Source organism: Plantactinospora sp. DSM 117369, from assembly GCF_053764795.1.
Genome location: NZ_CM132446.1, coordinates 6,998,865 through 7,020,495 on the forward strand (window position 1 = coordinate 6,998,865; position 21,631 = coordinate 7,020,495).

General features: G+C 73.0%; 21 protein-coding genes. 1 reads left to right on the plus strand and 20 read right to left on the minus strand.

Going from position 1 to position 21,631, the window contains the following annotated elements:
• Positions 1–142 precede the first annotated feature (142 nt).
• The 4 genes from ACSMXO_RS29440 to ACSMXO_RS29455 all read right to left on the minus strand — a co-directional run bounded on the left by ACSMXO_RS29440 (position 143) and on the right by ACSMXO_RS29455 (position 3,213).
• A complete protein-coding gene (locus tag ACSMXO_RS29440) occupies positions 143–1,081 on the minus strand; it encodes a sulfotransferase domain-containing protein (protein WP_455414686.1) in 939 nt (312 codons plus the stop codon).
• A gap of 113 nt (positions 1,082–1,194) precedes the next feature.
• A complete protein-coding gene (locus tag ACSMXO_RS29445) occupies positions 1,195–1,833 on the minus strand; it encodes a DNA-3-methyladenine glycosylase (RefSeq protein WP_346263211.1) in 639 nt (212 codons plus the stop codon).
• A 259-nt stretch (positions 1,834–2,092) separates the two neighbouring features.
• Positions 2,093–2,752, minus strand: coding sequence for a PH domain-containing protein (locus ACSMXO_RS29450; protein ID WP_455414687.1), 660 nt, complete (start codon positions 2,750–2,752; stop codon positions 2,093–2,095).
• Complete coding sequence (locus ACSMXO_RS29455) at positions 2,749–3,213, minus strand: MarR family winged helix-turn-helix transcriptional regulator (protein ID WP_346263213.1); 465 nt, start codon at positions 3,211–3,213, stop codon at positions 2,749–2,751. Before ACSMXO_RS29455 ends, ACSMXO_RS29450 begins: the two co-directional genes overlap by 4 nt.
• A 286-nt stretch (positions 3,214–3,499) precedes the next feature.
• On the opposite strand from ACSMXO_RS29455, the gene ACSMXO_RS29460 reads away from it, so the two are divergent.
• On the plus strand, positions 3,500–4,012 hold the full coding sequence (locus ACSMXO_RS29460; RefSeq protein WP_455414688.1) for a hypothetical protein: 513 nt from the start codon (positions 3,500–3,502) through the stop codon (positions 4,010–4,012).
• Here the strand turns inward: ACSMXO_RS29460 and ACSMXO_RS29465 are convergent.
• The 16 genes from ACSMXO_RS29465 to ACSMXO_RS29540 all read right to left on the minus strand — a co-directional run bounded on the left by ACSMXO_RS29465 (position 3,999) and on the right by ACSMXO_RS29540 (position 21,605).
• Positions 3,999–4,736: a hypothetical protein gene (locus ACSMXO_RS29465; protein ID WP_455414689.1), complete on the minus strand. Its 738-nt coding sequence runs from the start codon at positions 4,734–4,736 to the stop codon at positions 3,999–4,001. The two genes, ACSMXO_RS29460 and ACSMXO_RS29465, sit on opposite strands and share 14 nt — an antisense overlap.
• 80 nt (positions 4,737–4,816) lie before the next feature.
• Positions 4,817–5,965: an epoxide hydrolase family protein gene (locus ACSMXO_RS29470; protein ID WP_455414690.1), complete on the minus strand. Its 1,149-nt coding sequence runs from the start codon at positions 5,963–5,965 to the stop codon at positions 4,817–4,819.
• 202 nt (positions 5,966–6,167) lie between these two features.
• Complete coding sequence (locus ACSMXO_RS29475) at positions 6,168–6,668, minus strand: PH domain-containing protein (protein WP_455414691.1); 501 nt, start codon at positions 6,666–6,668, stop codon at positions 6,168–6,170.
• Between the two features lie 208 nt (positions 6,669–6,876).
• Positions 6,877–8,343, minus strand: a complete 1,467-nt coding sequence (argH, locus tag ACSMXO_RS29480) for an argininosuccinate lyase (protein WP_346263218.1) — start codon at positions 8,341–8,343, stop codon at positions 6,877–6,879.
• Positions 8,344–8,351: 8 nt separating this feature from the next.
• Complete coding sequence (locus ACSMXO_RS29485) at positions 8,352–9,563, minus strand: argininosuccinate synthase (protein WP_455414692.1); 1,212 nt, start codon at positions 9,561–9,563, stop codon at positions 8,352–8,354.
• Positions 9,564–9,639: 76 nt separating this feature from the next.
• A complete protein-coding gene (locus tag ACSMXO_RS29490; protein WP_346259624.1) occupies positions 9,640–10,155 on the minus strand; it encodes an arginine repressor in 516 nt (171 codons plus the stop codon).
• Positions 10,152–11,171, minus strand: coding sequence for an ornithine carbamoyltransferase (gene argF, locus ACSMXO_RS29495; RefSeq protein ID WP_455414693.1), 1,020 nt, complete (start codon positions 11,169–11,171; stop codon positions 10,152–10,154). The genes ACSMXO_RS29490 and argF overlap by 4 nt, the downstream gene beginning before the upstream one ends.
• On the minus strand, positions 11,171–12,397 hold the full coding sequence (locus ACSMXO_RS29500; protein WP_346259626.1) for an acetylornithine transaminase: 1,227 nt from the start codon (positions 12,395–12,397) through the stop codon (positions 11,171–11,173). The genes argF and ACSMXO_RS29500 overlap by 1 nt, the downstream gene beginning before the upstream one ends.
• Positions 12,394–13,299, minus strand: coding sequence for an acetylglutamate kinase (argB, locus tag ACSMXO_RS29505; protein ID WP_346259627.1), 906 nt, complete (start codon positions 13,297–13,299; stop codon positions 12,394–12,396). Before argB ends, ACSMXO_RS29500 begins: the two co-directional genes overlap by 4 nt.
• Positions 13,296–14,471 carry a bifunctional glutamate N-acetyltransferase/amino-acid acetyltransferase ArgJ gene (gene argJ, locus ACSMXO_RS29510; RefSeq protein WP_455414694.1) on the minus strand — a complete coding sequence of 392 codons (1,176 nt, stop codon included), beginning with the start codon at positions 14,469–14,471 and terminating at the stop codon, positions 13,296–13,298. Before argJ ends, argB begins: the two co-directional genes overlap by 4 nt.
• A 256-nt stretch (positions 14,472–14,727) precedes the next feature.
• The gene (gene argC, locus ACSMXO_RS29515; RefSeq protein WP_455414695.1) at positions 14,728–15,735 is read right to left on the minus strand and encodes an N-acetyl-gamma-glutamyl-phosphate reductase; all 1,008 of its coding nucleotides are present in this window, start codon (positions 15,733–15,735) and stop codon (positions 14,728–14,730) included.
• Between the two features lie 216 nt (positions 15,736–15,951).
• On the minus strand, positions 15,952–17,145 hold the full coding sequence (locus ACSMXO_RS29520) for an outer membrane protein assembly factor BamB family protein (RefSeq protein ID WP_455414696.1): 1,194 nt from the start codon (positions 17,143–17,145) through the stop codon (positions 15,952–15,954).
• A 174-nt stretch (positions 17,146–17,319) separates the two neighbouring features.
• A complete protein-coding gene (locus tag ACSMXO_RS29525) occupies positions 17,320–17,700 on the minus strand; it encodes a hypothetical protein (protein ID WP_455414697.1) in 381 nt (126 codons plus the stop codon).
• An 89-nt stretch (positions 17,701–17,789) separates the two neighbouring features.
• Positions 17,790–19,001, minus strand: a complete 1,212-nt coding sequence (locus ACSMXO_RS29530) for an MFS transporter (RefSeq protein WP_455414698.1) — start codon at positions 18,999–19,001, stop codon at positions 17,790–17,792.
• A gap of 100 nt (positions 19,002–19,101) precedes the next feature.
• Positions 19,102–20,523, minus strand: coding sequence for a hypothetical protein (locus tag ACSMXO_RS29535; RefSeq protein ID WP_346259633.1), 1,422 nt, complete (start codon positions 20,521–20,523; stop codon positions 19,102–19,104).
• Positions 20,520–21,605, minus strand: a complete 1,086-nt coding sequence (locus tag ACSMXO_RS29540; protein ID WP_346259634.1) for a substrate-binding periplasmic protein — start codon at positions 21,603–21,605, stop codon at positions 20,520–20,522. The genes ACSMXO_RS29535 and ACSMXO_RS29540 overlap by 4 nt, the downstream gene beginning before the upstream one ends.
• Positions 21,606–21,631 lie beyond the last annotated feature (26 nt).

A 21,631-nucleotide genomic window follows, 5' to 3' on the forward strand; every position in this document is an offset into this window, starting at 1 on the left:
CGGCAGACGCCGCGCCGAAGCCAGCCGTCCACCGGTACCGCCGGGCCCGCGTCGTGGCCGTCCGCCACGCGCGGGCCCGGCCGTGCGGAGACGGTCAGGTGCGGAGACGGTCACGTGCCGAGACGGTCACGTGCCGAGACGATCAGTCGAGCGGCCCGCCCTGGTGGATCCAGCGCACCAGGTCCGGGTCGACGCCGAGGCCCTGGACCTTGTCGCGGTAGCGCCGCTCGCCGTCGGCGTCCAGCAACTCCCGCCACTGACCGGTCTCGCCGCGATGGAAGAACCGGGTCGGGTCGTACCAGATGGCCAGGTCCGGGGTCAGCTCCCGGGACCGGCCGCGCATCTGGTCGAACCGGGCCGCCCGGACCAGCTCGGGCCAGCGTTGTGCGGGCACCTCGATGCCGAACCGGGCGGCGAGCCGCCGCATCGTGCCGTCGAGATCCGCCTGCATCTCGTCGTAGTGCAGCAGGGTGACGTTGGGCAGGTGCCGGGCCCGCCAGAAGGTGTCGAGGTGGTGCACCATCGCGGCCAGGCCGACGAGTACATCGTAGTTGTCGATCCAGGCCCAGAACCGGTCGTGGGCCGAGTCGAGCCGCTCGGGCAGTCCGGCGGGACGCTCCGGCTCGCCGTCCGGGCCCGGGCCGGCCAACCCGTCCGTGCCGACCGCCGCCACCCGCCGCCCCATCAGCACCGCGAAGTCGGTGTTCTCGATGTGGTTGTCCCAGGAGATCGCCGCGTCCCGGGGATCGCGCCCGATGCAGACGTACTCGACCTGGTCCAGATAGGGCAGGCCGTCCAGCGGGATGTGGGTCTTGAGGAACCGGCGGTGCGGCTGCGCCGCCAGCACGGCCAGGTTCTCCTCGTGCCGGCGGGTCAGCAGGTCGGGCCAGAGCGACATCGCGTCCAGCGGCTGCGGGAAGTCCGTCGACTGGAAGATCAGCAGCGCGCAGATCATCTGCATCCACGTCGTACCGCATTTCGGCGGGGTGGAGATGACGATGTCCCCGTCCCGGAACGGGAAGTCGTGCCAGCGGGTGCTGTCCATCAGGACGTTCTGGTACAGAGCTGTCGGCTGCGGCACGGCCTTCTCCCCCACGCTCGGTGCCCGAGGCCGGGCCGGTGCCCGGTCCCAGGCACGGCGGACCCGACCGGTGATTGACAGTAACGAATGTAGGGCACCACGTGACGGGACGACTACGGTCGCCGCCCCGGAGACGACTTCCGGTCCGCCCGCCGTGGCACGTGCCGGCGATAGTCGCTGACCGTCGGGTCGCCGTCGATCCAGAACCGCCACGGAACGTCGTGCGCCCCGGTGACCCCGACCCGCGGGCCGGCCGCGATCGACTCCGGCGGCACCGGCGCGGCCGGCGGGCGGAGCCGTACCGGGCCGTCGCCGAGCAGGTAGCGGCCGTAGACGGACCGGTCCAGGCCAAGGGCCGCGCAGAGCCGGGCCGGTCCGCGGGCCAGGTCCACATCCCGGCGTACGGCGGTGCGCCTGCTCCGGGCGATCTCCAGCCCGTCGACCACCTCACCGGCCCGGAGCAGTACCGCCGACGCCTCCCCGTCCGGCCCGGTGACCACGTTCACGCACCAGTGCATGCCGTAGGTGAAGTACGCGTAGGCGTGCCCGGCCGGCCCGAACATCACCGCGTTGCGCGGGGTACGCCCCCGGTGCGCGTGCGACGCCGGATCACCGCCACTGCCGGCGTACGCCTCCACCTCGGTGAGCCGGACCGTGACACCGCCCGCCGAGAGGGTGGCGCCGAGCAGCCCGCGCGCCGCCGCCACCACCGGCCCGGCCAGCAGCGCGGCGAAGTCGTCGGCCGTCGTCATCCGGCAAGGACACCACGGTCGGCCGGCCCGATGCCGGGCGGGGTGGGTGCCAGGGTGCTGGCTAACTAACGGGTTAGCCGGCTAACGGAAGGGGCACGGGATGGATCTGGGATTTGCCGGTAAGCGGGTACTGGTCAGTGGAGCGTCGAGCAACATCGGCCGGGCCACGGCCGGAGCCGACCGGCCACGACGGTTCGGCACGCTGTCGGCACGCCGTCCGGCCATGCGGCGCGCCGGTATGCCATGTGGCGCCGGCAGGCTATCCGGCGCGCTCGGGTAGGTCGGTGCGGAGGAACTGGCGGACGCAGGCGACGAGCCGTTCGGCGTCGTCGGCGTAGACCCGCAACTCGTGCACGGGCTCCTCGGTGCCCCTCGGCACCGGCAGCACGATCGGCTCGCGCAGCAGGATGTCGACGGCGGTCTGGCTGGAGACCCCGATGTTGAGCACGATCCGGGTGTCGGTCCGCTCCACCTGCACCGTCCGGCCGGACGACAGCGAGCGGTGCCGCCTGCGTACCGTGTCGATCGCGTCCCAGGGCAGGGTGAGGTCGATCGAGATGCCGTTGCGGACCCGGATCCCCGCCTCGCCGACCAGGTGCGGATGCACCCGCAGGCTGGCCAGCAGCCCGATCATCCAGAACACCCCGTAGACCCCGAGCGCGGCGGCGACGATCCGGGCGATCTTCCAGGGCAGGATCAGGTCGAGCACGGGGATCTCGATCGTGGAGACCACGATGAAGACGATCAGCAGCGGCGTCACCACGCCCGCGTACCCGAAGGCCACCGTGCCGTCCGGGCCGGTCGGCCGGCGCAGGATCCACCGGAACAGGCTGCGCCACATGCCCAGCTCGTAGACGGTGGCCTTGCGCAGCAGCGACCGGGCTGTCGCCAGTGCCGTCGAGAACGTGGTCCGGGTCATCGGTCGCCTCCAGGTTGCTGCTCCGCCAGGCCGATCCCGCGCAGCCGGGTGAGGATCTCGCCCAGCCCGGCGGTGAAGCAGTCGAACCGCTCCGCCGGCATCTCCGCGAACAGCAGGTGGGCGAACTCCCGCTGGCCGCGCTCCATCGCCTCGACCGTCTGCCGGCCCCGCTCGGTGAAGGTGACCAGGGTCGCCCGCCGGTCGGTCGGGTGCGGCTGGCGGCTGACGAATCCGGTTGCCTCCAGTCCGTCGACCAGCCCGGTGACGGTACGGGCACTCACCTTGAGCGCGGCGGCGAGGTCCCGCTGGGTGGTCGGACCGTGCCGGCGCAGCTCCCAGAGCAGGTGCGTACGCGAGACGGTCAGTCCGTCCCGGGCCAGGCTCCGGGTCATGTCGTCATTGATCAACACGACGAGTTCGAGTATCTGGTCCAGCGCCGCGTAATGTTTGTCGCCAATCATGAGCCTGACACACCATGAGCCATGCTCACTATTCTGCCACGGCACCGGTACGAGCGTCACCTCCCGGGTCGGCCGCCGCACCGATGATTCATGACGCTCAATTGCTCACTCGCTCGCGATCTCGGCCCCCGGCCTTGCAGCTTCCGATAGGCGACGCAAAGGTAACTTTCAGTCGCCGAAATGGAGGACCCATCATGTATGTCACCGCGGCAGGGCTCGCCGGGATGGCGTTGGGTTTCATCGCCGGCCTGTGTACCTACCGAACATCCCGCCGCTGGTGTGCGGCGTGCGGCGGCAGCCTGAGCTGCCCGGCCTGCGCCAGCCCGGGCGTGGGCGTGGGCGTACGCCGCAACACCCCCGCCCGGCGGTTCCGATGAGCGCCACCCCGGCCGCGTCACCGAACGTGCCACCCGGCACCGTGCTCGAACTGGCCAAGGAGGACTGGCGGTACGGCAGCCACCCGCTCCGCCTCATGGTCGAGTTCGTCCGCCTCGACCTGTCGACGTACTACGACAACCAGTGGGTCTGGATCAGTGGCCAGCGGCTCGCCCGGGACGGCAGCCCGCTCGGCCATCTCGACGCCCTGGTCCGGGTCTCCGCCCTGCCCTGCTCGCAAACCGACAACGGGCGTGCGGCCAACTCCGGAAAACCCGCCTCCGGCAGGCGTGCCACCGGATCGAACGGCGCGGCAGGCCGGACCGCACCACGGCAACGCACCAGGCGGGACTCCGGTCAGCGGTCGGAGCGCGGCGACCACGGACCGGACGGCCGGGACGGATTCTCGGTCAACCGTCCGTAACCGCCACGACCGCGTCGTGGTGCGCCAGTACCCCCCGGGCGGCGGCGAGCGCGGTCTCCGCCTCCGGCGTGCTCGCGCCGGCCAACTCGACCACGGCCCGGAGGTGCTGGTCCACCGCGTCCGCCAGCCGGCGCCACCGGACCGGACGTGCCGTCGCCGGATCGAGTACCGAGCCGGAGTCGCGGGATCGCAGCGTCTCGGCGAGCGCGGCGTCCAGCGCGCGTACCGCCCGGTCGAGGGGCGCGGCGGACCGCTCCAGGGCGGTGTAGCCGGAGGCCTGGTCCAGCACCATCCGGAAGACCGTGACCAGATCGTCGGCGTGCCCGGAGACCCAGCGCCGGGTCCGGTGGATCCGGCCCAGTTCGGGCCAGCGCTTCCGGGCCGCCTGCCGGGTGCTGCCGGTCGACTCCCCCAGGTCGGCCAGGCTGGCCCCCAGCCAGACGGCGTCCACCGCGTCCTCGGCGGCACATCCGGCGGCCACCTCGGCGAGCAGCGCCTGCGCGGCCTGGCCGGCCCGGACCCGGCGCAGGTACCCCGCCCGGCGCAGCCGCTCGTCGTCGACGTCACCGGGCTTCGCCCCGCCCTCCGGGGCGGCGAACGACGGATGTTCGGCCAGCATCCCGGTGAGCCGCCGGCTGAACTCGACGACGAGACCGGCGAGTTCGTCGTACTCCCGCTGGGAGAGGTGATCGAAGACTGCTTCCGTCCGGCGTACCCGTGTCATGGCCCCACTCCTGACAACCTGAGGTTTACAGGGTGACCGTACCCTGTAAACCTCAGGTTTACAAATAGTGCGCAGCCTCGTCAGGCGGCGCCGAGCGAGCCGAAGAACCGGCGGATCTCGTCGGCGAGCAGATCCGGCTCCTCGTGCGGCATGAAGTGGCCGCCGATGCCCGGTTCGGTCCACTGGCGCAGGTCCGGACAGGCCCGCTCGGCGAGCTGGCGGGGGAACCCGGCCAGGCCCGGTTCCGTGCTCAGGGTGACCGCCACCGGCACGGTGATCTCCGGCCGCGGCGGGTTGCGCGGATAGTCGAGGTACTGCCGGAACGACGAGCCGACCGCCCCGGTGACCCAGTAGAGGGTGAGCACGGTGAGCAGGGTGTCCGGGTCGAATCGGCTGGCCAGGTCGCCGTGGCAGTCGCTCCAGTCCCGGTACTTGTCGACCAGCCAGGCCGCCAGCCCGGCCGGCGAGTCGACCAGCGCCGCCGCGATGGTGTCCGGCCGGGTACCCATGATCGCGCTGTAGCCGCCGTCGGTCTCGTCGTAGCGCCGCTCGGCCTCGATGAAGGCGCGCTCGGCCGGGTCCAGGGGCCGGGCGTCGAAGCTGGCCGGGAAGGGCGGATGGATCAGGTGGACCCCCCAGACGTGGTTGGGGTACGTCGCACCCAGCCAGCCGGCCACCGCCCCGCCGATGTCACCGCCGAAGACCCCGTACCGGTGCTGGCCGAGCAGCTCGGTCATCAGCCGGTGCAGCGTCCGGGCCATGGCGAACCGGGTGAGCGGTCCCGCCGGCAGTTCGGAGTAGAGGAAACCCGGGATCGACGGCACCACCACGTCGAAGGCGGTGGCGGGGTCGGCTCCGTACCGGCCGGGATCGGTCAGCCGGTCGGCCAGCGGCAGCAGCTCCACGAAGCTGCTCGGCCAACCGTGGGCCAACAGCAGCGGCGGCGGTGCCGGCACCCCGGCCGGCCGCCGTCCGGCCATCCGCACGACGTGCAGTCGCCGGCCGTCGACCTCGGCCAGGAACTGCGGGTACGCGTTCAGCCCGGCCTCCCGGGCCCGCCAGTCGAAGCCGTCGGCCCAGTAGCCGACCAGCTCGCGGAGATAGTCGGGATCGGTGCCGGCCTGCCAGGGCCGATCACCACTGCGGTCGGTGAACCGGCTACGGCGCAGCCGGAAGCGCAGGTCGTCGAGGACCGGGTCGGATACCTCGATCTGGAACGGGGAAATCATCAGAAGTCCTCCGGAACGGAGGGCATCGTCCCCGGACCGCTATGGCGCGGAACGCGCCGGAGTCAGCGGAGGCGGAAGGCCGGAGAGGATGCCCGAACGGAACGGTCGCACTGCATCGGGCTCACCTCCTCTCGGCGCTGACCGGAGGATCTTTCCACGGATCCGACCGGCCCACAAACCGGTTACCGCGGCGGTCACCGGCTCACCGCCGGCCGGTGGTCCTCGGCTGCCCGCGGTGCTGCTGCCAGAACTGGATGATCTCCTGGAGTTCCGCCAGGAACCTGTCCGCTCCGGAGAAAGCCCGCTCGTCGAGGAAGAACAGCGTCTTGCGCCGCCGCTGCTGCTGGTGGTCGTAGACCGCCACCACGTACCGGGAGGTGACGTCGAAGGGGCCGACCCGGGTCACTCCCCGGTTGTCGTGCAGGTAGAAGTCGTGGATCTCCGACCAGGCGTACCGCCGGTCGCCGAGGAAGCCACGCCGGAGGATCCCGTCGGCGCTCACCACCGTCCCCATCCGGGACACTCGCAGGGCCACCCCGAGCAGCAGGCCGAGGGTCCCCAGCAGGATCACCGCCGACAGCCAGCCGGGCAGCCCGGTGCCCAGCGCGGCGTAACCGACCGGCAGCATCACGACGACGGTCAGGACGACGAAATAGCCGATCATGTCTCTCGGCATCCGGTACGTCGCCGGCAGCGGCCTCAACGCAGCTCACCACCCCATCCATCGCCCGTACGCCCGACGGGCGCCCGGAACGAAGATTATCGACGTCCGAGGCGCTGCGCCATGCGCCGGACGGCGGATCCCGCCCCTGTGGCCGGGACGGCGTCCGCCCGGTCGACGCCAGCGGGAACCGGACCTCCCCGGGCACCGCGTCGATCCGCCGACGGGTCCGGGGAGGTCCCGCGATCCGTCAGGTACGCGGCAGGACCTGCTCGGTGGACCACTCCCGCCAGCCGTCGAGCTGATCGGCGGCGGCGGCGAGCTGATCGGAGACCGGCCCCGGCCCGGTCGAGCCGGGCGTGGTCCGGGCGGCCAGCGCGGAGCGGACCGACAGCACGTCCCGGACCCCGGGGTCGAGGTGCTCGCTGACCAGCCGCAGGTCGTCGTCGGAGACCTCGTCCAGCTCGCAGTCACGGGCCACGCAGAGCGCCACCAGCCGGCCGGTCACCTCGTGCGCCTCCCGGAACGGCACGCCCTTGCGGACCAGCCAGTCGGCGACCTCGGTGGCCAGCGAGAAGCCGACCGGGGCGGCGGCGGCGAGCCGGTCCACCCGGACGGTCATGGTGGAGATCATCCCGGCCAGCGCCGGCAGCACCAGATCGAGGGTGTCGATCGCGTCGAACGCCGGCTCCTTGTCCTCCTGCATGTCCCGGTCGTACGCCATCGGCAGGCCCTTGAGCATGGTCAGCACGGTGACCAGCCCGCCGATCAGCCGGCCGGACTTGCCCCGGGCCAGCTCGGCGACGTCGGCGTTCTTCTTCTGCGGCATGATCGACGAACCGGTGGCGAACGAGTCGTCCAGCTCCACCCAGCCGAACTCCTGCGAGGTCCACATCACCACCTCCTCGCCGATCCGGGACAGGTGCACCCCGAGCAGCGCGGTGACGAAGAGGAACTCGGCCACGAAGTCCCGGTCGGCGACCGCGTCCATCGAGTTGGCGAACGAGGTCCGGAAGCCCAGCTCCTTGGAGACCGCCACCGGGTCGAGCGGCAGCCCGGAGCCGGCCAGCGCGCCCGCGCCGAGCGGGCTCACCGCCGCCCGGTGATCCCAGTCGCGCAGCCGCTCCAGGTCCCGCAGCAGCGGCTGGACGTGCGCCAGCAGCCAGTGTCCGAAGGTGACCGGCTGGGCGTGCTGCACGTGGGTCATCCCCGGCGCCGGTGTCTCCAGGTTGCGGGCCGCCTGCTCGACCAGCGCGTCGGCCAGCCCGACGATCCGGGCGGCCAGCCCCCGGGCGTGGTCGCGCAGATAGAGCCGCAGGTCGGTGGCGACCTGGTCGTTGCGAGACCGGCCGGCCCGCAGCTTGCCGCCGAGCGTACCGAGGCGTTCCAGCAGGCCGCGTTCGAGCGCGGTGTGCACGTCCTCGTCCTCGACGGTGGGCCGGAAGGTGCCGGTCAGCACCGCCGCCTCCAGGTCGTCCAGCGCGGCCAGCATCCGGCCCAGCTCGTCCGGGTCGAGCAGGCCGGCGGCGGCCAGCACCCGGGCGTGTGCCCGGGAGCCGGCCAGGTCGTACGGGGCGAGCCGCCAGTCGAACTGGACGCTGACCGACAGCCGGGCCAACGCCTCGGCGGGACCACCGGCGAACCGGCCACCCCAGAGGCTCGTACGGTTGGTGCCGGCGCTGTTCTCGGTCAGGCTCTTGTCGTCCACGCCGACCATTGAACCCTTCACCTTTCCACGCCGCCCACCCGGGCGTCCCGGGCCGACGCCAGCTTGCTCGGCAGACCCCAGAGCTGCACGAAGCCCTTGGCCAGGGACTGGTCGAAGGTGTCCCCGGTGTCGTAGGTGGCCAGGCCGAAGTCGTAGAGGCTCGCCTCGGAACGCCGGCCGGTCACCACCGCCCGGCCGCCGTGCAGGGCCAGCCGCACCTCACCGGAGACGTGCTGCTGGGTGTCGTCGATGAACGCGTCCAGCGCGTGCTTGAGCGGCGAGAACCAGAGGCCGTCGTAGACCAGCTCGCCCCAGCGCTGGTCGACGCCCTTCTTGAACCGGGCCACGTCCCGCTCCACGGTGACGTTCTCCAGTTCCTGGTGGGCGGTGATCAGCGCGATCGCGCCCGGCGCCTCGTACACCTCGCGGCTCTTGATGCCGACCAGCCGGTCCTCGACCATGTCGAGCCGGCCCACGCCCTGGGCCCCGGCCCGCCGGTTCAGCTCCACGATCGCCTGGTACGGGGTGACCGTCTCGCCGTCGATCGCCACCGGTACCCCGGCGTCGAAGGTGATCACGACGGTGTCCGGGTCGCGTAGCTCGGCCGGGTTGGCGGTGTAGGAGTAGACGTCCTCGATCGGGGCGTTCCAGATGTCCTCCAGGAAGCCGGTCTCCACCGCCCGGCCCCACAGGTTCTGGTCGATCGAGTACGGCGACTTGTGCGTGACGTCGATCGGCAGCCCCTTCTCCTCGGCGTACGCGATCGCCTTGTCCCGGGTCCAGGCGAAGTCCCGGGCCGGCGCGATCACCTTGAGGTCCGGGGCGAGGGCGCCGAGCCCGACCTCGAACCGGACCTGGTCGTTGCCCTTGCCGGTGCAGCCGTGCGACACGATCGTGCCGCCGTAGTACTTCGCCGCCTCGGCCAGGTGCTTGACGATCAACGGCCGGGACAGCGCAGAGACCAGCGGATACCGGTCCATGTAGAGCGCGTTGGCCCGCATCGCCGGGATGCAGTAGTCGGCCGCGAACTCCTCGCGGGCGTCGACCACCACCGACTCGGCGGCGCCGCAGTCCAGCGCCCGCTGGCGGATCGCGGCCAGGTCCTCGCCGCCCTGTCCGACGTCGATCGCCACCGCGATCACCTCGGCGCCGGTCTGCTCGGCCAGATACGGAATGGCGACCGAGGTGTCCAGGCCCCCGGAGTACGCCAGGACGACGCGGTCGCTCATGCCGGCCCTCCGCTGCGCTCCGGGCCGCCATGAGGCACATCCGCACTGAATTCGATGACTCGCTCGCTACGCTCGCTCATGGTGTGGTGCTCCCTTCAGCAGGTTCTTCCCGGGCCGCCCAGGCGGCGAGCTTCTCCCCCAGCGCCGCGCCGCCGGTCGCCTCGCGGGCCACGACGAGGATGGTGTCGTCACCGGCGATGGTGCCGACGACCTCCGGCAGCCCCGCCCGGTCCAGCGCGCTGGCAAGGTACTGTGCGGCACCGGGTGGGGTGCGCAGCACGGCGATGTTGCCGCTGGAGTCGACCCCGTTGAGCAGTTCGCGGAGCAGCCGGATCAGCCGGGCCGGCGCCTGCTCGGCGTCCCGCAGCGGCCGCTTGCCGTCCTCCGGGATGAGGTAGACGGCCGGTCCGTCGCCGCCGCGCACCTTGACCGCGCCCAGCTCGTCCAGGTCGCGGGAGAGGGTGGCCTGGGTGACCTGCACCCCGGCGTCGGCGAGCAGGTCGGCCAGCTCGGTCTGCGAGCGGATCGCCCGCTCGCGGATCAGGTCGACGATCCGGGCGTGCCGGGCGGCCCGGGTCAGTGGTCCGGTCATGCCGACTCGCCGACCACAGACGCGATGATCGAGGCCGCCGACGGCTCGCCGGCCGGCTGCGCCGCGGCTTCCCCGGCGGCCGCGCGCTCCTCGGCGTGCCGCTCCAGTAGCCAGGCGAGCAGGGCCTTCTGGGCGTGCAGCCGGTTCTCCGCCTGGTCGAAGACCGCGCTGCGAGGGCCGTCGAGCACCTCGTCGGTGATCTCCTCGCCCCGGTGCGCCGGCAGGCAGTGCAGCACCACGACCTCCGGTGCGGCACTGGCCAGCAGGGTCTTGTTGACCTGGTACGGCTGGAACGCGGTGAACCGGTCCCGGCCGTCGCCCTCCTGCCCCATCGAGGTCCAGGTGTCGGTGGCGACCACGTCGGCGCCGGCCACCGCCTCGGCCGGGTCGCGCAGCACGCGTACCGAGCCGCCGGTGCCGGCCGCGATCTCGGCGGCCCGGTCCAGTACGGCCGGGTCGGGTTCGTGGCCGGCCGGGCCGGCGACCCGGACGTGCATCCCGGCGGTCGCGCCGCCGACGAGGTAGGAGTGCGCCATGTTGTTGGCCGCGTCGCCGAGGTACGCCAGGGTCCGGCCGGCGGTGCCGCCACAGTGCTCGCGGACGGTGAGCAGGTCGGCCAGGAGCTGGCAGGGGTGGAAGCCGTCGGTCAGCCCGTTCACCACCGGCACCGTCGCGCCCTCGGCCAGCTCGGCGATCCGGTCGTCCCCGAAGGTGCGCAGCACGATCGCGGCGACGTACCGGGACAGCACCCGGGCCGCGTCCACCAGCGACTCGCCCCGGCCGAAGTGCGTGACCTGGGTGTCCACCACGATCGGGTGGCCGCCCAACTCGGCGATGCCGACGTCGAAGGAGAGCCGGGTACGCAGGCTCGGCTTGTCGAAGAGCACCGCCACCGCCCGGGGCCCGGCAAGCGGGCGCAGGGCGTAACGATCAGACTTCATCCGGGCGGCGAGGTCCAGTACCGCCGCCTGCTCGGTCGGGCTGAGGTCGTCGTCGCGCAGGAAGTGCCGGGGCATCAGAGTCCACCCCGGGTCTGCTCGACGACGGCCGGAGCCGACGTTTCCGGGCCGGCCGGTGCCGCCGCGTCCAGTGCTGCCGGCAGGGCGGCGAGGAACGCGTCGGCCTGGTCCAGACTCAGGATCAGCGGCGGGGCCAGCCGGATCGTCGCCGGCTGCACCGGGTTGGCGAGGAAGCCGGCGTCCCGCAGCACCCCGGCGGTCGCGGCGGCGGCCGGGGCACGCAGCACGATGCCGAGCAGCAGCCCGGCGCCGCGCACCTGCGCCACCAGCGGGTGGTTCAGCGCCTCCACCCCCCGCCGGATCCGCTCGCCGACCCGCTTCACGTGGTCGAGCAGCCCCTCGTTGGCGATGGTGGAGATGACGGCGAGGGCGGCGGCGCAGCTCACCGGGTTGCCGCCGAAGGTGGTGCCGTGCAGGCCCGGCCGGAGCAGCTCGGCGGCCTTGCCGAAGGCCAGGCAGGCACCGATCGGCAGCCCGCCGCCGAGCCCCTTGGCCAGGGTGACCAGGTCCGGCTCGATCCCGTCGGCCTGGTGCGCGAACCAGTGCCCGGTACGCCCGATCCCGGTCTGTACCTCGTCCAGCGCCAGCAGCGCGCCGTGCGCGGCGGTGATCCGCCGGGCCGCCGCGATGTAGCCGGGCGGCGGCACGACGACGCCGTTCTCGCCCTGGATCGGTTCCAGGATCACCATCGCGGTCCGGTCGGTGACCGCGGCGGCCAGCGCCTCGACGTCGCCGTACGGGACGTGGGTCACCTCGCCGGGCAGCGGGCGGAACGGGTCGGCCTTGGCCGGCTGGCCGGTGAGCGCCAGCGCGCCCATGGTCCGGCCGTGGAAGCCGCCCTCGGTGGCGACCACCTCGGTGCGCCCGGTCAGCCGGGACAGCTTGAAGGCGGCCTCGTTCGCCTCCGCGCCGGAGTTGGCGAAGAAGACCCGGCCGGGTCGGCCGGCCAGCGCCAGCAGCAGCTCGGCCAGCGCCACCGGCGGCTCGGCGACGAAGAGGTTGGAGACGTGCCCGAGGGTGGCGACCTGCCGGGAGACCGCCTCGACCACCGCCGGGTGGGCGTGCCCGAGCGCGTTGACCGCGATGCCGCCGACCAGATCGACGTACTCCCGGCCGGCCTCGTCGACCACGACCGCGCCGCTGCCGCGGACCAGCGCGAGCTGCGGGGTCCCGTAGTTGTCCATCATGGACTGCGTCCAGCGGTCGACCAGGGTCGTTGTCATGACGAGACCGCCCCGGGCTCGGGAACCACCATCGTGCCGAATCCTTCCGATGTGAAAACTTCCAGCAGGGTCGAGTGCGCCACCCGCCCGTCCACCACGTGCGCCGCCGGCACCCCGCCGCTGACCGCCCGCAGGCAGGCCTCCATCTTCGGCACCATTCCCGACTCCAGCTTCGGCAGCAGCTCGGCGAGCTGACCGGTGGTGATCTCGGAAACCAGGCTGTCGGTGTCCGGCCAGTCGGCGTAGAGCCCGGGTACGTCGGTGAGCACCACCAGCTTGCGGGCCCGCAGCGCGACGGCCAGCGCGGCGGCGGCGGTGTCGGCGTTGAGGTTGTGCAGCACACCGTCGACGTCCGGCGCGACGGTGGAGATCACCGGAATCCGGCCGGCCGAGATCAGGTCGGCGACCGCCGAGACGTTCACCCGGTCCACGTCGCCGACCTGGCCGATGTCGACCGGTTCGCCGTCCACGTACGCCGGCCGGCGTACCGCCGTGAAGAGCCGGGCGTCCTCGCCGGAGAGACCGACCGCGTACGGGCCGTACTCGTTGATCAGCCCGACCAGTTCCCGGCCGACCTGGCCGACCAGCACCATCCGGACCACGTCCATCGCCTCCGGCGTGGTCACCCGCAGCCCGCCCTTGAACTCGCTGGTGATGCCGAGCCGGCGCAGCATGGCGGAGATCTGCGGACCGCCGCCGTGCACCACCACCGGCTTGAGCCCGGCGTAGCGCAGGAAGACCATGTCGGCGGCGAACGCCCGCTGCAACTCCGGGTCGATCATGGCGTTGCCGCCGTACTTCACCACCACGGTGGAGCCGGAGAAGCGGGCCAGCCAGGGCAGCGCCTCGATGAGGGTGGCCGCCTTCCGCTGCGCCTCGGTCAGGTCACGGGTCAGCATCATGTCGAGTACGCCGAGTTCTCGTGCACGTACGCGTGCGACAGGTCGTTGGTCAAGATGGTGGCCTCGGCCGGGCCCGCGTGTAGGTCGATCCGGATGGTCACCTGCCGGCCGGAGAGGTCGACCTTGGCCCGGTCCTCGGCGGCGGCCCCGGACCGGCACACCCAGATCCCGTTGACCGCCACGTCGATGCCGTCCGGCTCGAAGGCCGCGGCCGTGGTGCCGACGGCGGCGAGAATCCGGCCCCAGTTCGGGTCGTTGCCGAACAGCGCGGTCTTGACCAGGTTGTTCCGGGCGACCGCCCGGCCGACCTCGACCGCGTCGTCCTCGCCGGCCGCCCCGACCACCTCGATCGCGACCTCCTTGCTGGCGCCCTCGGCGTCGGCCACCAGTTGCCGGGCCAGGTCCCGGCAGGCCTCGGTGACCGCAGCGGTCAGCTCGGCCTGGCTCGGCGCGATCCCGGAGGCGCCGCTGGCCAGCAGCAGCACGGTGTCGTTGGTGGAGAGGCAGCCGTCCGAGTCGACCCGGTCGAAGCTGACCCGGCAGGCCTCCCGGAGCGCCTCGTCCAGCACGGCCGGCCCGGCGACCGCGTCGGTGGTGACCACGCAGAGCATGGTGGCCAGCGCGGGTGCGAGCATCCCGGCGCCCTTGGCCATCCCGCCGACCGTCCAGCCGGTGCCGGCGACCACGGTCGTCTTGGGCCGGGTGTCGGTGGTCATGATCGCCTCAGCCGCCGCCGGTCCGCCGTCGGCGGCCAGCCCGGCCACCGCCGCGTCCACTCCGGGCAGCAGCCGCTCCATCGGCAGTCGCTCGCCGATCAGCCCGGTCGAGCAGATCGCCACCTCGCCGGCGCCGACCGCCGGCCCGCCGTCAACGGATCCGGAGAGCGCGGCGGCGGCGTGTTCGGCGGTGGCGTGGGTGTCCTGGAAGCCGGGCGCTCCGGTGCACGCGTTGGCGCCGCCGGAGTTGAGCACCACGGCGCGGACCAGCCCGGCCCGCAGTACCTGCTGGCTCCAGAGCACCGGTGCCGCCTTGACCCGGTTGGCGGTGAAGACCCCGGCCGCCGCGGCGTCCGGTCCGTCGTTGACCACCAGCGCGACGTCCCGGGCGCCGCTGGACTTGAGTCCGGCGGCGACGCCGGCCGCCCGGAATCCCCGGGGCGCGGTGACGCTCATGCCAATCCTCCCTCGTTGCCTGCCACCGTGCCTGCCACCGTCGCGATCTCCGCCGGCCCCGCGGTGCCCGGCAGGCTCGCGGTCCGCGACGCTCCCGCACCGACGGGTACGCAGCCCGCTGCCGCGACACCGGCTGCGACCGGCGGCCGTCCGACCGCCGCGACCAGCGCCCATCCGACTGCCGCGACCAGCGGCCGTCCGACTGCCGCGACACCGGCTGCGACCGGAGCGGGCCCGGCGACCGTTGACACCCCGGTCACGGTGCCACCCCGTGCACGGACAGGCCGGTGGTCTCCGGCAGCCCGAGCATCAGGTTGGCGCACTGCACCGCCTGGCCGGCGGCGCCCTTGCCGAGGTTGTCGATGGCGCTGACCACGATCAGTCGACCGGAGTCGACGTCGACGGTCGCCTGCAGGTGGCAGGAGTTGCCGCCGAGCGTGGCGGCGGTGTGCGGCCACTGCCCCTCGGGCAGGAGGTGCACGAACGGCGCGTCCGCGTACGCCTCGGCCAGCACCGCGCGCGGGTCGGCCGGGACGCCGCCGGCGGGCAGCGCGGTGACGGTGGCCAGGATGCCGCGCGGCATCGGAGCCAGCACCGGCGTGAAGGAGAGCCCGGTCGCCCCACTGGCCTGCTTGATCTCCGGGACGTGCTGGTGGGCGCCGACCTTGTAGGGCGAGAGGTCACCCATCACCTCGCTGCCGAGCAGGTGCGGCTTGGCCGACCGGCCGGCCCCGGAGGTGCCGGAGGCGGCGACCACCACCACGTCGTGCGGGGCGGCCACCCCGGCGGCGAGCAGCGGGGCGAGGGCGAGGGTGGTGGCCACCGCGTAGCAGCCGGCGGCGGCGACCCGGGTCGCACCGGCGATCGCCGCCCGCTGGCCGGGCAGCTCCGGCAGGCCGTAGGTCCAGGCGCCGGCATGGGTGCCGCCGTAGTAGCGGGTCCATGCGGCGGCGTCGGTGAGCCGGTGGTCCGCGCCGAGGTCCACCAGGCGGACCCCGTCGGGCAGGGCGGCGGCCAACGCCGCCGACTCGCCGTGCGGCAGGGCCAGGAAGACCAGGTCCGCGTCGGCGAGCACCGCCGGTTCGGTCCGGCCGAGCACCAGGTCGAGGCCGGTGAGCTGCGGGTGTACGGCGGCGACCGGCTGACCGGCCTGGCTGTGTGCGGTGGCGGCGACGAGGTCGAGTTCGGGGTGCCCGGCGATCAGCCGGAGCAGTTCGCCACCTGCGTAGCCACTCGCGCCGGCGACCGCTACTCGAATTCCCATGCCCACCTCCGCATTTCTATGCAGCGAGCACGCTAGCAGACATCGCCGGACAACTGCAAGTCTATGCGGTGGACTGAATGATCTTTCGATCAGGTGGACCCGCGTCGCGCATCTGCGTCGCCGTCCCGGTGTCTGGCGGCCGCACCCGGGGTGGCGCTGGTTGTCCCCGACCGGCAGCCCGGTGGTCTCACCCGGATCTTCGCCGCGTAGCAGGGGTCAAGCCGGTCCGGTCAACTGCCACAGGCCCAGCCGGTCCGGGGCCGTCCGGCAGACCAGGGCGGCCGGGCCGGCCCGGCAGTCCACCACCCCGGGCGGCAGGGCACCGACGATCCGCAGCGCCGCACCGTCGGCCACGGCCAGCAGCGACCGGCCGTCGTAGGCGTCCGGCCGGATCAGGATGTCCGGGGACCAGACGATCGAGTTCCATCCCCGGGGCCGGGCCCGGCGCCACCGCTCCGCCCCGCTGGCCGGATCCAGGGCGACCACCCGCGATTCGCCGTCCAGGCAGGCCAGCCCTGCACAGTCCCGGATCAGCTCGCCGATCCCGTCACCCGGCCGGGTCCACCGTCGGGTCAGCCCGGGCAGGTCGTACCCGCTGACGGCCGGCTCCCGCCCGGCGGGGTGCCGCAGTACCAGCCGGCCGCCGACCACCCGTGGGTTGCTCTGCGCGTAGTCGGCCGGCGGCAGTGCACCGGTGCCGACCAGGGCACCGGTGGCGAGGTCGCGCAGTTCCGCCGTGACGTTGTCGTGCACGACCAGCACCCGGGCCGGATCACCGGGCACCGGCTGCACGACCGCGGTCGACGCCAGCCGCAGCCGCCACCGGACCTCCCCGGTGGCCAGGTCCACCGCCTCGACGGCCCCCTCCAGCCGGCGACCGGCACCGGAGACGCTGCGCACCTCGGAGACCCCGAGCCCGAGGCCGCTGCCGCCGACCCGGATGACCCGGCCCGGCCGGACCCACCGCACCGCACCCGTGCGGACCGACCGGGCGGCGGTCACCGTACGCCGGCCGACGGAGTCGAGTTCGGCGACCAGCAGGATCTCACCGGCCCGCTCCGCGTAGTGCCGGCCGGCCATGGTGACCGGTACCGTCCAGCGCCGGTCCCCGCCCGGCAGGTCGTACGCGGTGAGGGTGCTCGGCCGGCCGACCAGCGCGGCGGAGACCAGCAGCACGTCGTCGGCGACGAAGTACGTGCTCTCGGCCGGCACGTCGAGACCGCCCACCGGCCGCAGCGCACCGTCCGGCGGCGCGGCGGCGGTCACCCCGAAGAGCACCAACAGGCTGGAGAGCAGCCCCGCCAGCCAGCGCACCGAGCCCCGGCGCGACCCGGGCGAAGGCGGCGTTTCGACATCGGGGAGGCCGCGATCGTCGCCGAGGTCGATGAGCACCGTGGCGCGGCTCTCCACCTGGTCTCCCGATCTGCGGCCCAGTCCCGGGCCCGGCGGTCAGCCGAGCCTAACCCGTCCGGCACCGCGAGGTCGTCCGGCACGGCACCGCCCGCCGCCGCTCGGCTGGCGGCGGTCACCGCGCCGTCCCGCAGCCTCGGCGCCGTCCCGACGAGCGTCGGTCGCCGACCGGCGTCAGTCGCAGACCTCGTCGAACTCCTGCCGGACCTGCTCGAACGCCGTGTCGAACTCGGCCAGCTTCGGTCGCAGCGTGGCGGCCGGCTGACTGGAGTCGATGTCGGCCGCTTCGATGGTGTCGGCCAGCCGCTGGATCGCGCCTTTCACGTCGCCGTCCGCAGACTCCGCCACCTTCGCCAACTCGGGTTGCATGGCCTCGATCTGGGTGGCCCGGACCTCCTCCGCCGAGCCTCGCAGGCCATGGAACTGGCCGAGCACGGTCCGGGCGTCGTCGCACGCCTGCGGCGAGGTGTTGACCCCCGCCCCGCGACATCCCCCGGCTAACAGCAGCACCAGCAGTACGCCGCACCCGAGCGCCCGCCGTCGATGACTTCCCACCCCGTGACCTCCGAAAGTCGTGTGCGAGGCAGATCCTTCAGCATCACCGGCGAGATGTCCATTCTTCGATGTCACCGGCGCCGTCGATGTCACCGGCTCCGGCCGGGCGAGTCTGGCCCGCGCATCCCACCGTCAGGCTCCGACCGCAACGTCCGGATCTGCCAGAGCGCCAGCAGCACCAGTCCGACGCCGACGCCGGCCCACACCCCGGCCGCGAAGGGTGTGGAGCGCCGCTCGGACAGGACCCCGAGGGCGGGGCGGGCGACCGCGATGCCTACCCCGGCCAGGCTGGCGACCACCCCGAAGACCAGGGCGCGGACCCGGCGTGAGGTGACCTCGTTGGTGAGCACCTCCAGCACCGTCATCCCGAGCGCGTAGCCGAGGCCCATCACCGGCAGGAACAGGAACGGGCCGAGCCACTCCGCCTGGCTCACCGCGACCAGGGTGGCGAGCACGAGCAGGAACGACACGGTCAGCGCGAGCCGCCGGCTCGGCGCCGAGACATATCCGGCCAGCAGGCCGCCGAGCACCGACGCGGCGGCGAAGGCCGCGTACATCCAGCCGGTGACCTGCGCGGACAGCCCGAGTTCCAGGGCCAGTGGCTGGAACAGTATGCGGGCGCTCCAGCCGAACAGCAGCAGCAGGACCCCCAGCCACACGGCCCGGCGCAGCCGCACGTCGGCCACCGCGGCCCGGATGTCGGCGTACACCGAGGAGAGCGTGGTCGTGACCCGTGATCCGGCGATCTCCGGCAGGGTCAGGGCGAGCAGGAACGCCACCCCGGCCAGCCCGGCGGTGACGGTGAACGGCAACGTCGGCTCCGTCTTGTACAGGTAGCCGGCGGCGAGTAGGGAGAGCAGCACCGAGCCGCTGCCCACCGCCCGGATCAGCCCGAAGGCCCGGGCCGGATCGATCTCCAGATCGTCCTGTACGCAGAGTTCGTAGAGGTAGGCGCTGGCCGCCCCGGAGGTGAGCGCCCAGAGTACGGCCCAGAGCACCCACGCGGCGAAGAGCATCTGCACGGTACGGACCTGCGAGATCGCCGCGAACGTCAGCACCGCACCCCCGGCCAGCGTCAGGTACGCCCGGCGCCGCCCGATCCGGTCCGCGAGCACACCCACCGGAAGCTCGCAGGCCACCGAGACGATCCGGAACACCCCGTCGGCGAGTACCGCGGTCGCCAGCGGGAAGCCGAGGTCGAGCAGGTAGATCAGCCAGATCGGAAACCAGAACTGGACCTCCAGCAGGAACTGGGTGACCGCGAAGGTGCGGATCGCCCGGCTGCGCAGCGCCTGCCTCATCCAGCCTCGCCGCACCCGGTGCGGTGCCGGCCTCCCGGGTCCGGGCCGGACTCCACGGGTGCCGGGGCGGCCGGACCCGCTCCGGTCGGACCGGCGGAGCTCATGCGCTGCGATCCCGCCGGAAGAACAGGTACACGACGACCAGCAGCGCGGAGACCACCCCGGAGGTGACCAGGATGGCGTCCGCCGGTTGCGAGGCGACCCAGGCCACCAGGGAGGATCGGCCGAGGTCGTAGACGGCCATCTCCGGATCGCTGGCGATGGAGCGGCCGAACTCGGTCACCGCGAGCGCCGTACCGAGGATCGACGTCATGGCGATGCCGAGCAGGATCAGGTCGGTGAACATCGCCGACCGGGCCGTACGCCGGGCGGCGAGCTCGGCCAGCCGCCGTCCACAGAGTTCGATCTTGAAGTGTACGGGCTGCTCCAGGAGCTTCTCGTAGTCCCAGAAGTCGAGGATCGCGTCCATCTCGACCCGTACCGCCCGCTTGAGGTACTTCGACAGGTCCTGGCGCTCCATGATGATCAGCTCGGCCCGCTGGCTCAGCCCGGTCAGTTTCCCCTTGAGCTGCTCCAACTCCCACCGCGAGCCGGCCGCCGCCGAGTCGGCGAGGATCTTCGACAGCCGGGCGTCGATCCGCTCCAGCACGCCGTAGAAGACCTGGGCGTAGCGCAGCGCCTCCCACTGGTCCCGGAACGGGTCGCCGGGCAGCATCCGGGCACCCGCACCGGTCCGGTCCAGGAAGAGGTAGTTCAGCCAGCGGACCAGGTGGTCGAGGTCGCCGTCGAGCAGCCGGTCCGCCGGAGCGCGCTGGTCGTCGCCGATGACGACGTCCTTGACCCAGTGCCGGGTCATCTCCTCGGCACCCGGCGCGGACGGGTCGACCACCAGGCTGCGGGTCACCCAGAGCGCCTCGCCGAACTCCGCCGTCACCGGGTCGTCGGCCGGGGTGGCCGCCCCCAGCACCTCCCCGTCCCGGTCCGCCTCGCGCAGCAGCGCGAGCACCGGGTTCAGGTACTGCCGAACGATCTCCCGGGCGGTCTGCTCACCCAGCTCCACCGCCCGGGCCTGCAACTCGTCGAGCCGGGCCGGTAGCCGGTCGGCCTGCCCGGCCAGCCAGGGGTCCACCTCCGCCAGCATCTCCAGCAGCATCAGCCCGTGGTCGTAGAGCCGGAAGCTGATCTCCACGAGCCCGGCCCACAGCAGGTCACCGGAGCGCTCCGCCAGGTGCTCCGGGCGGAGCCGGCCAGTCAGCACGTGCAGCGTCCGCTCCGCCGCGTGTTCGCTGATGCTGCGGTAGAGGTTCAGCGAGCTGCGCGGCCGGGTGTGCTTGAGCACCACCACCGGCGGCGACCCGGCGGCCTCCGCCGGGACGGGCGGCGCCAGCCGGGGCAGCAGCGCGTCCAGGGCCGGCTGCCGCTCGGCCCAGAACCGCGCGTGCGCCTCCGGATCCCGCAGCGCCGCTCCGGGTACGGCGTAGAAGTCGACCACCACCGGGGCGAGGATCCGCAACTGGGTCATCGGCCCGCCGCCGTTCCCAGCCGGAGCGCCCGGGCGTCGACGTGCAGTACCCGACCCTGCGCCGGCCCGTTGGTCAGCTTCACCTCGACCAGGATCCGCCCGGGGGTCGGGCCGGCCCGGCCGACGAACTCCTCCGGCCAGTCGAGCACCTGCGCCCGGGTGCCCCGCGGGGCGAGCAGCACCAGCCTGCCGCGCTCGTCGCGCAACTCCACCAGTCCGGTGCCGCCGACCGGGTCGAGGGTGACCTCCCGCTGCGCGGGCGGGTCGAGTTCGGCGACGATCTCCGCGTACTCCTCGCTCCGGCGCAGTTCCCCGAGCACCTGGTTGAACTCCCGCATCACCACGGCCGCCTCGGCGCTGTCCGCCATCATGAAGTACAGCCCCTCGACGGAGTGGATCAGCGGGTCGTCGCCCTTGAGGTGGTCGAAGTCGCCGACGTCACCGGCGAAGGAGGGGTCGGCCAGCGCCGCCTGGCCGGAGAGCAGCCCCTCGGCGAGCAGGTCGATGCGGCCGTCGGCCAGCGCCCGGAAGCCCTCCAGTGTGGACGGGAACTCCACGAAGTCGGTGACCGCCGACTCCAGCTCGTCCCAGTAGCCGTACCCGGTGATGCCGCCGACCCGCAGCGCACCCAGCTCGGCGGCGGACGTGACCTTCGGCTGGCCGGCCCGGCGGTTGTAGAAGAGCACGTACTCGAAGTCGACGAGCGGGTCCGACAGCAGCAGGTCCGCCCGCCGGGACTCGCTGCCCACCAGCGGGAACGTCCCGATGGTGGCACCGGAGCGGACCTGCTCCTCGGCCAGGGACCAGGAGGTGTACCTGATCTCGGGGCGGTAGCCGGACCGGTTGAGGACCTCCACCACCAGCTCGGTGACCGGGCCGCCGTCGGGCAGCTCCGAGCCGACGAACGGGGCCCAGTCTCCACTGGAGACCAGCACCGGCCGGGACGGCGAGGTGGGCGACGGGCGCAGTCCGGCCACCACGTACGCCCCGGCGCCGGCCACCACCAGGAGCAGGGCGAGCACCGGGCCCCAGATCCGGAGCGGCTTGCGCAGGGCGTTCCACCTGGTTGGGTTCGGCGTCACGTTCGATCTTCCAATCCGGACAGTGA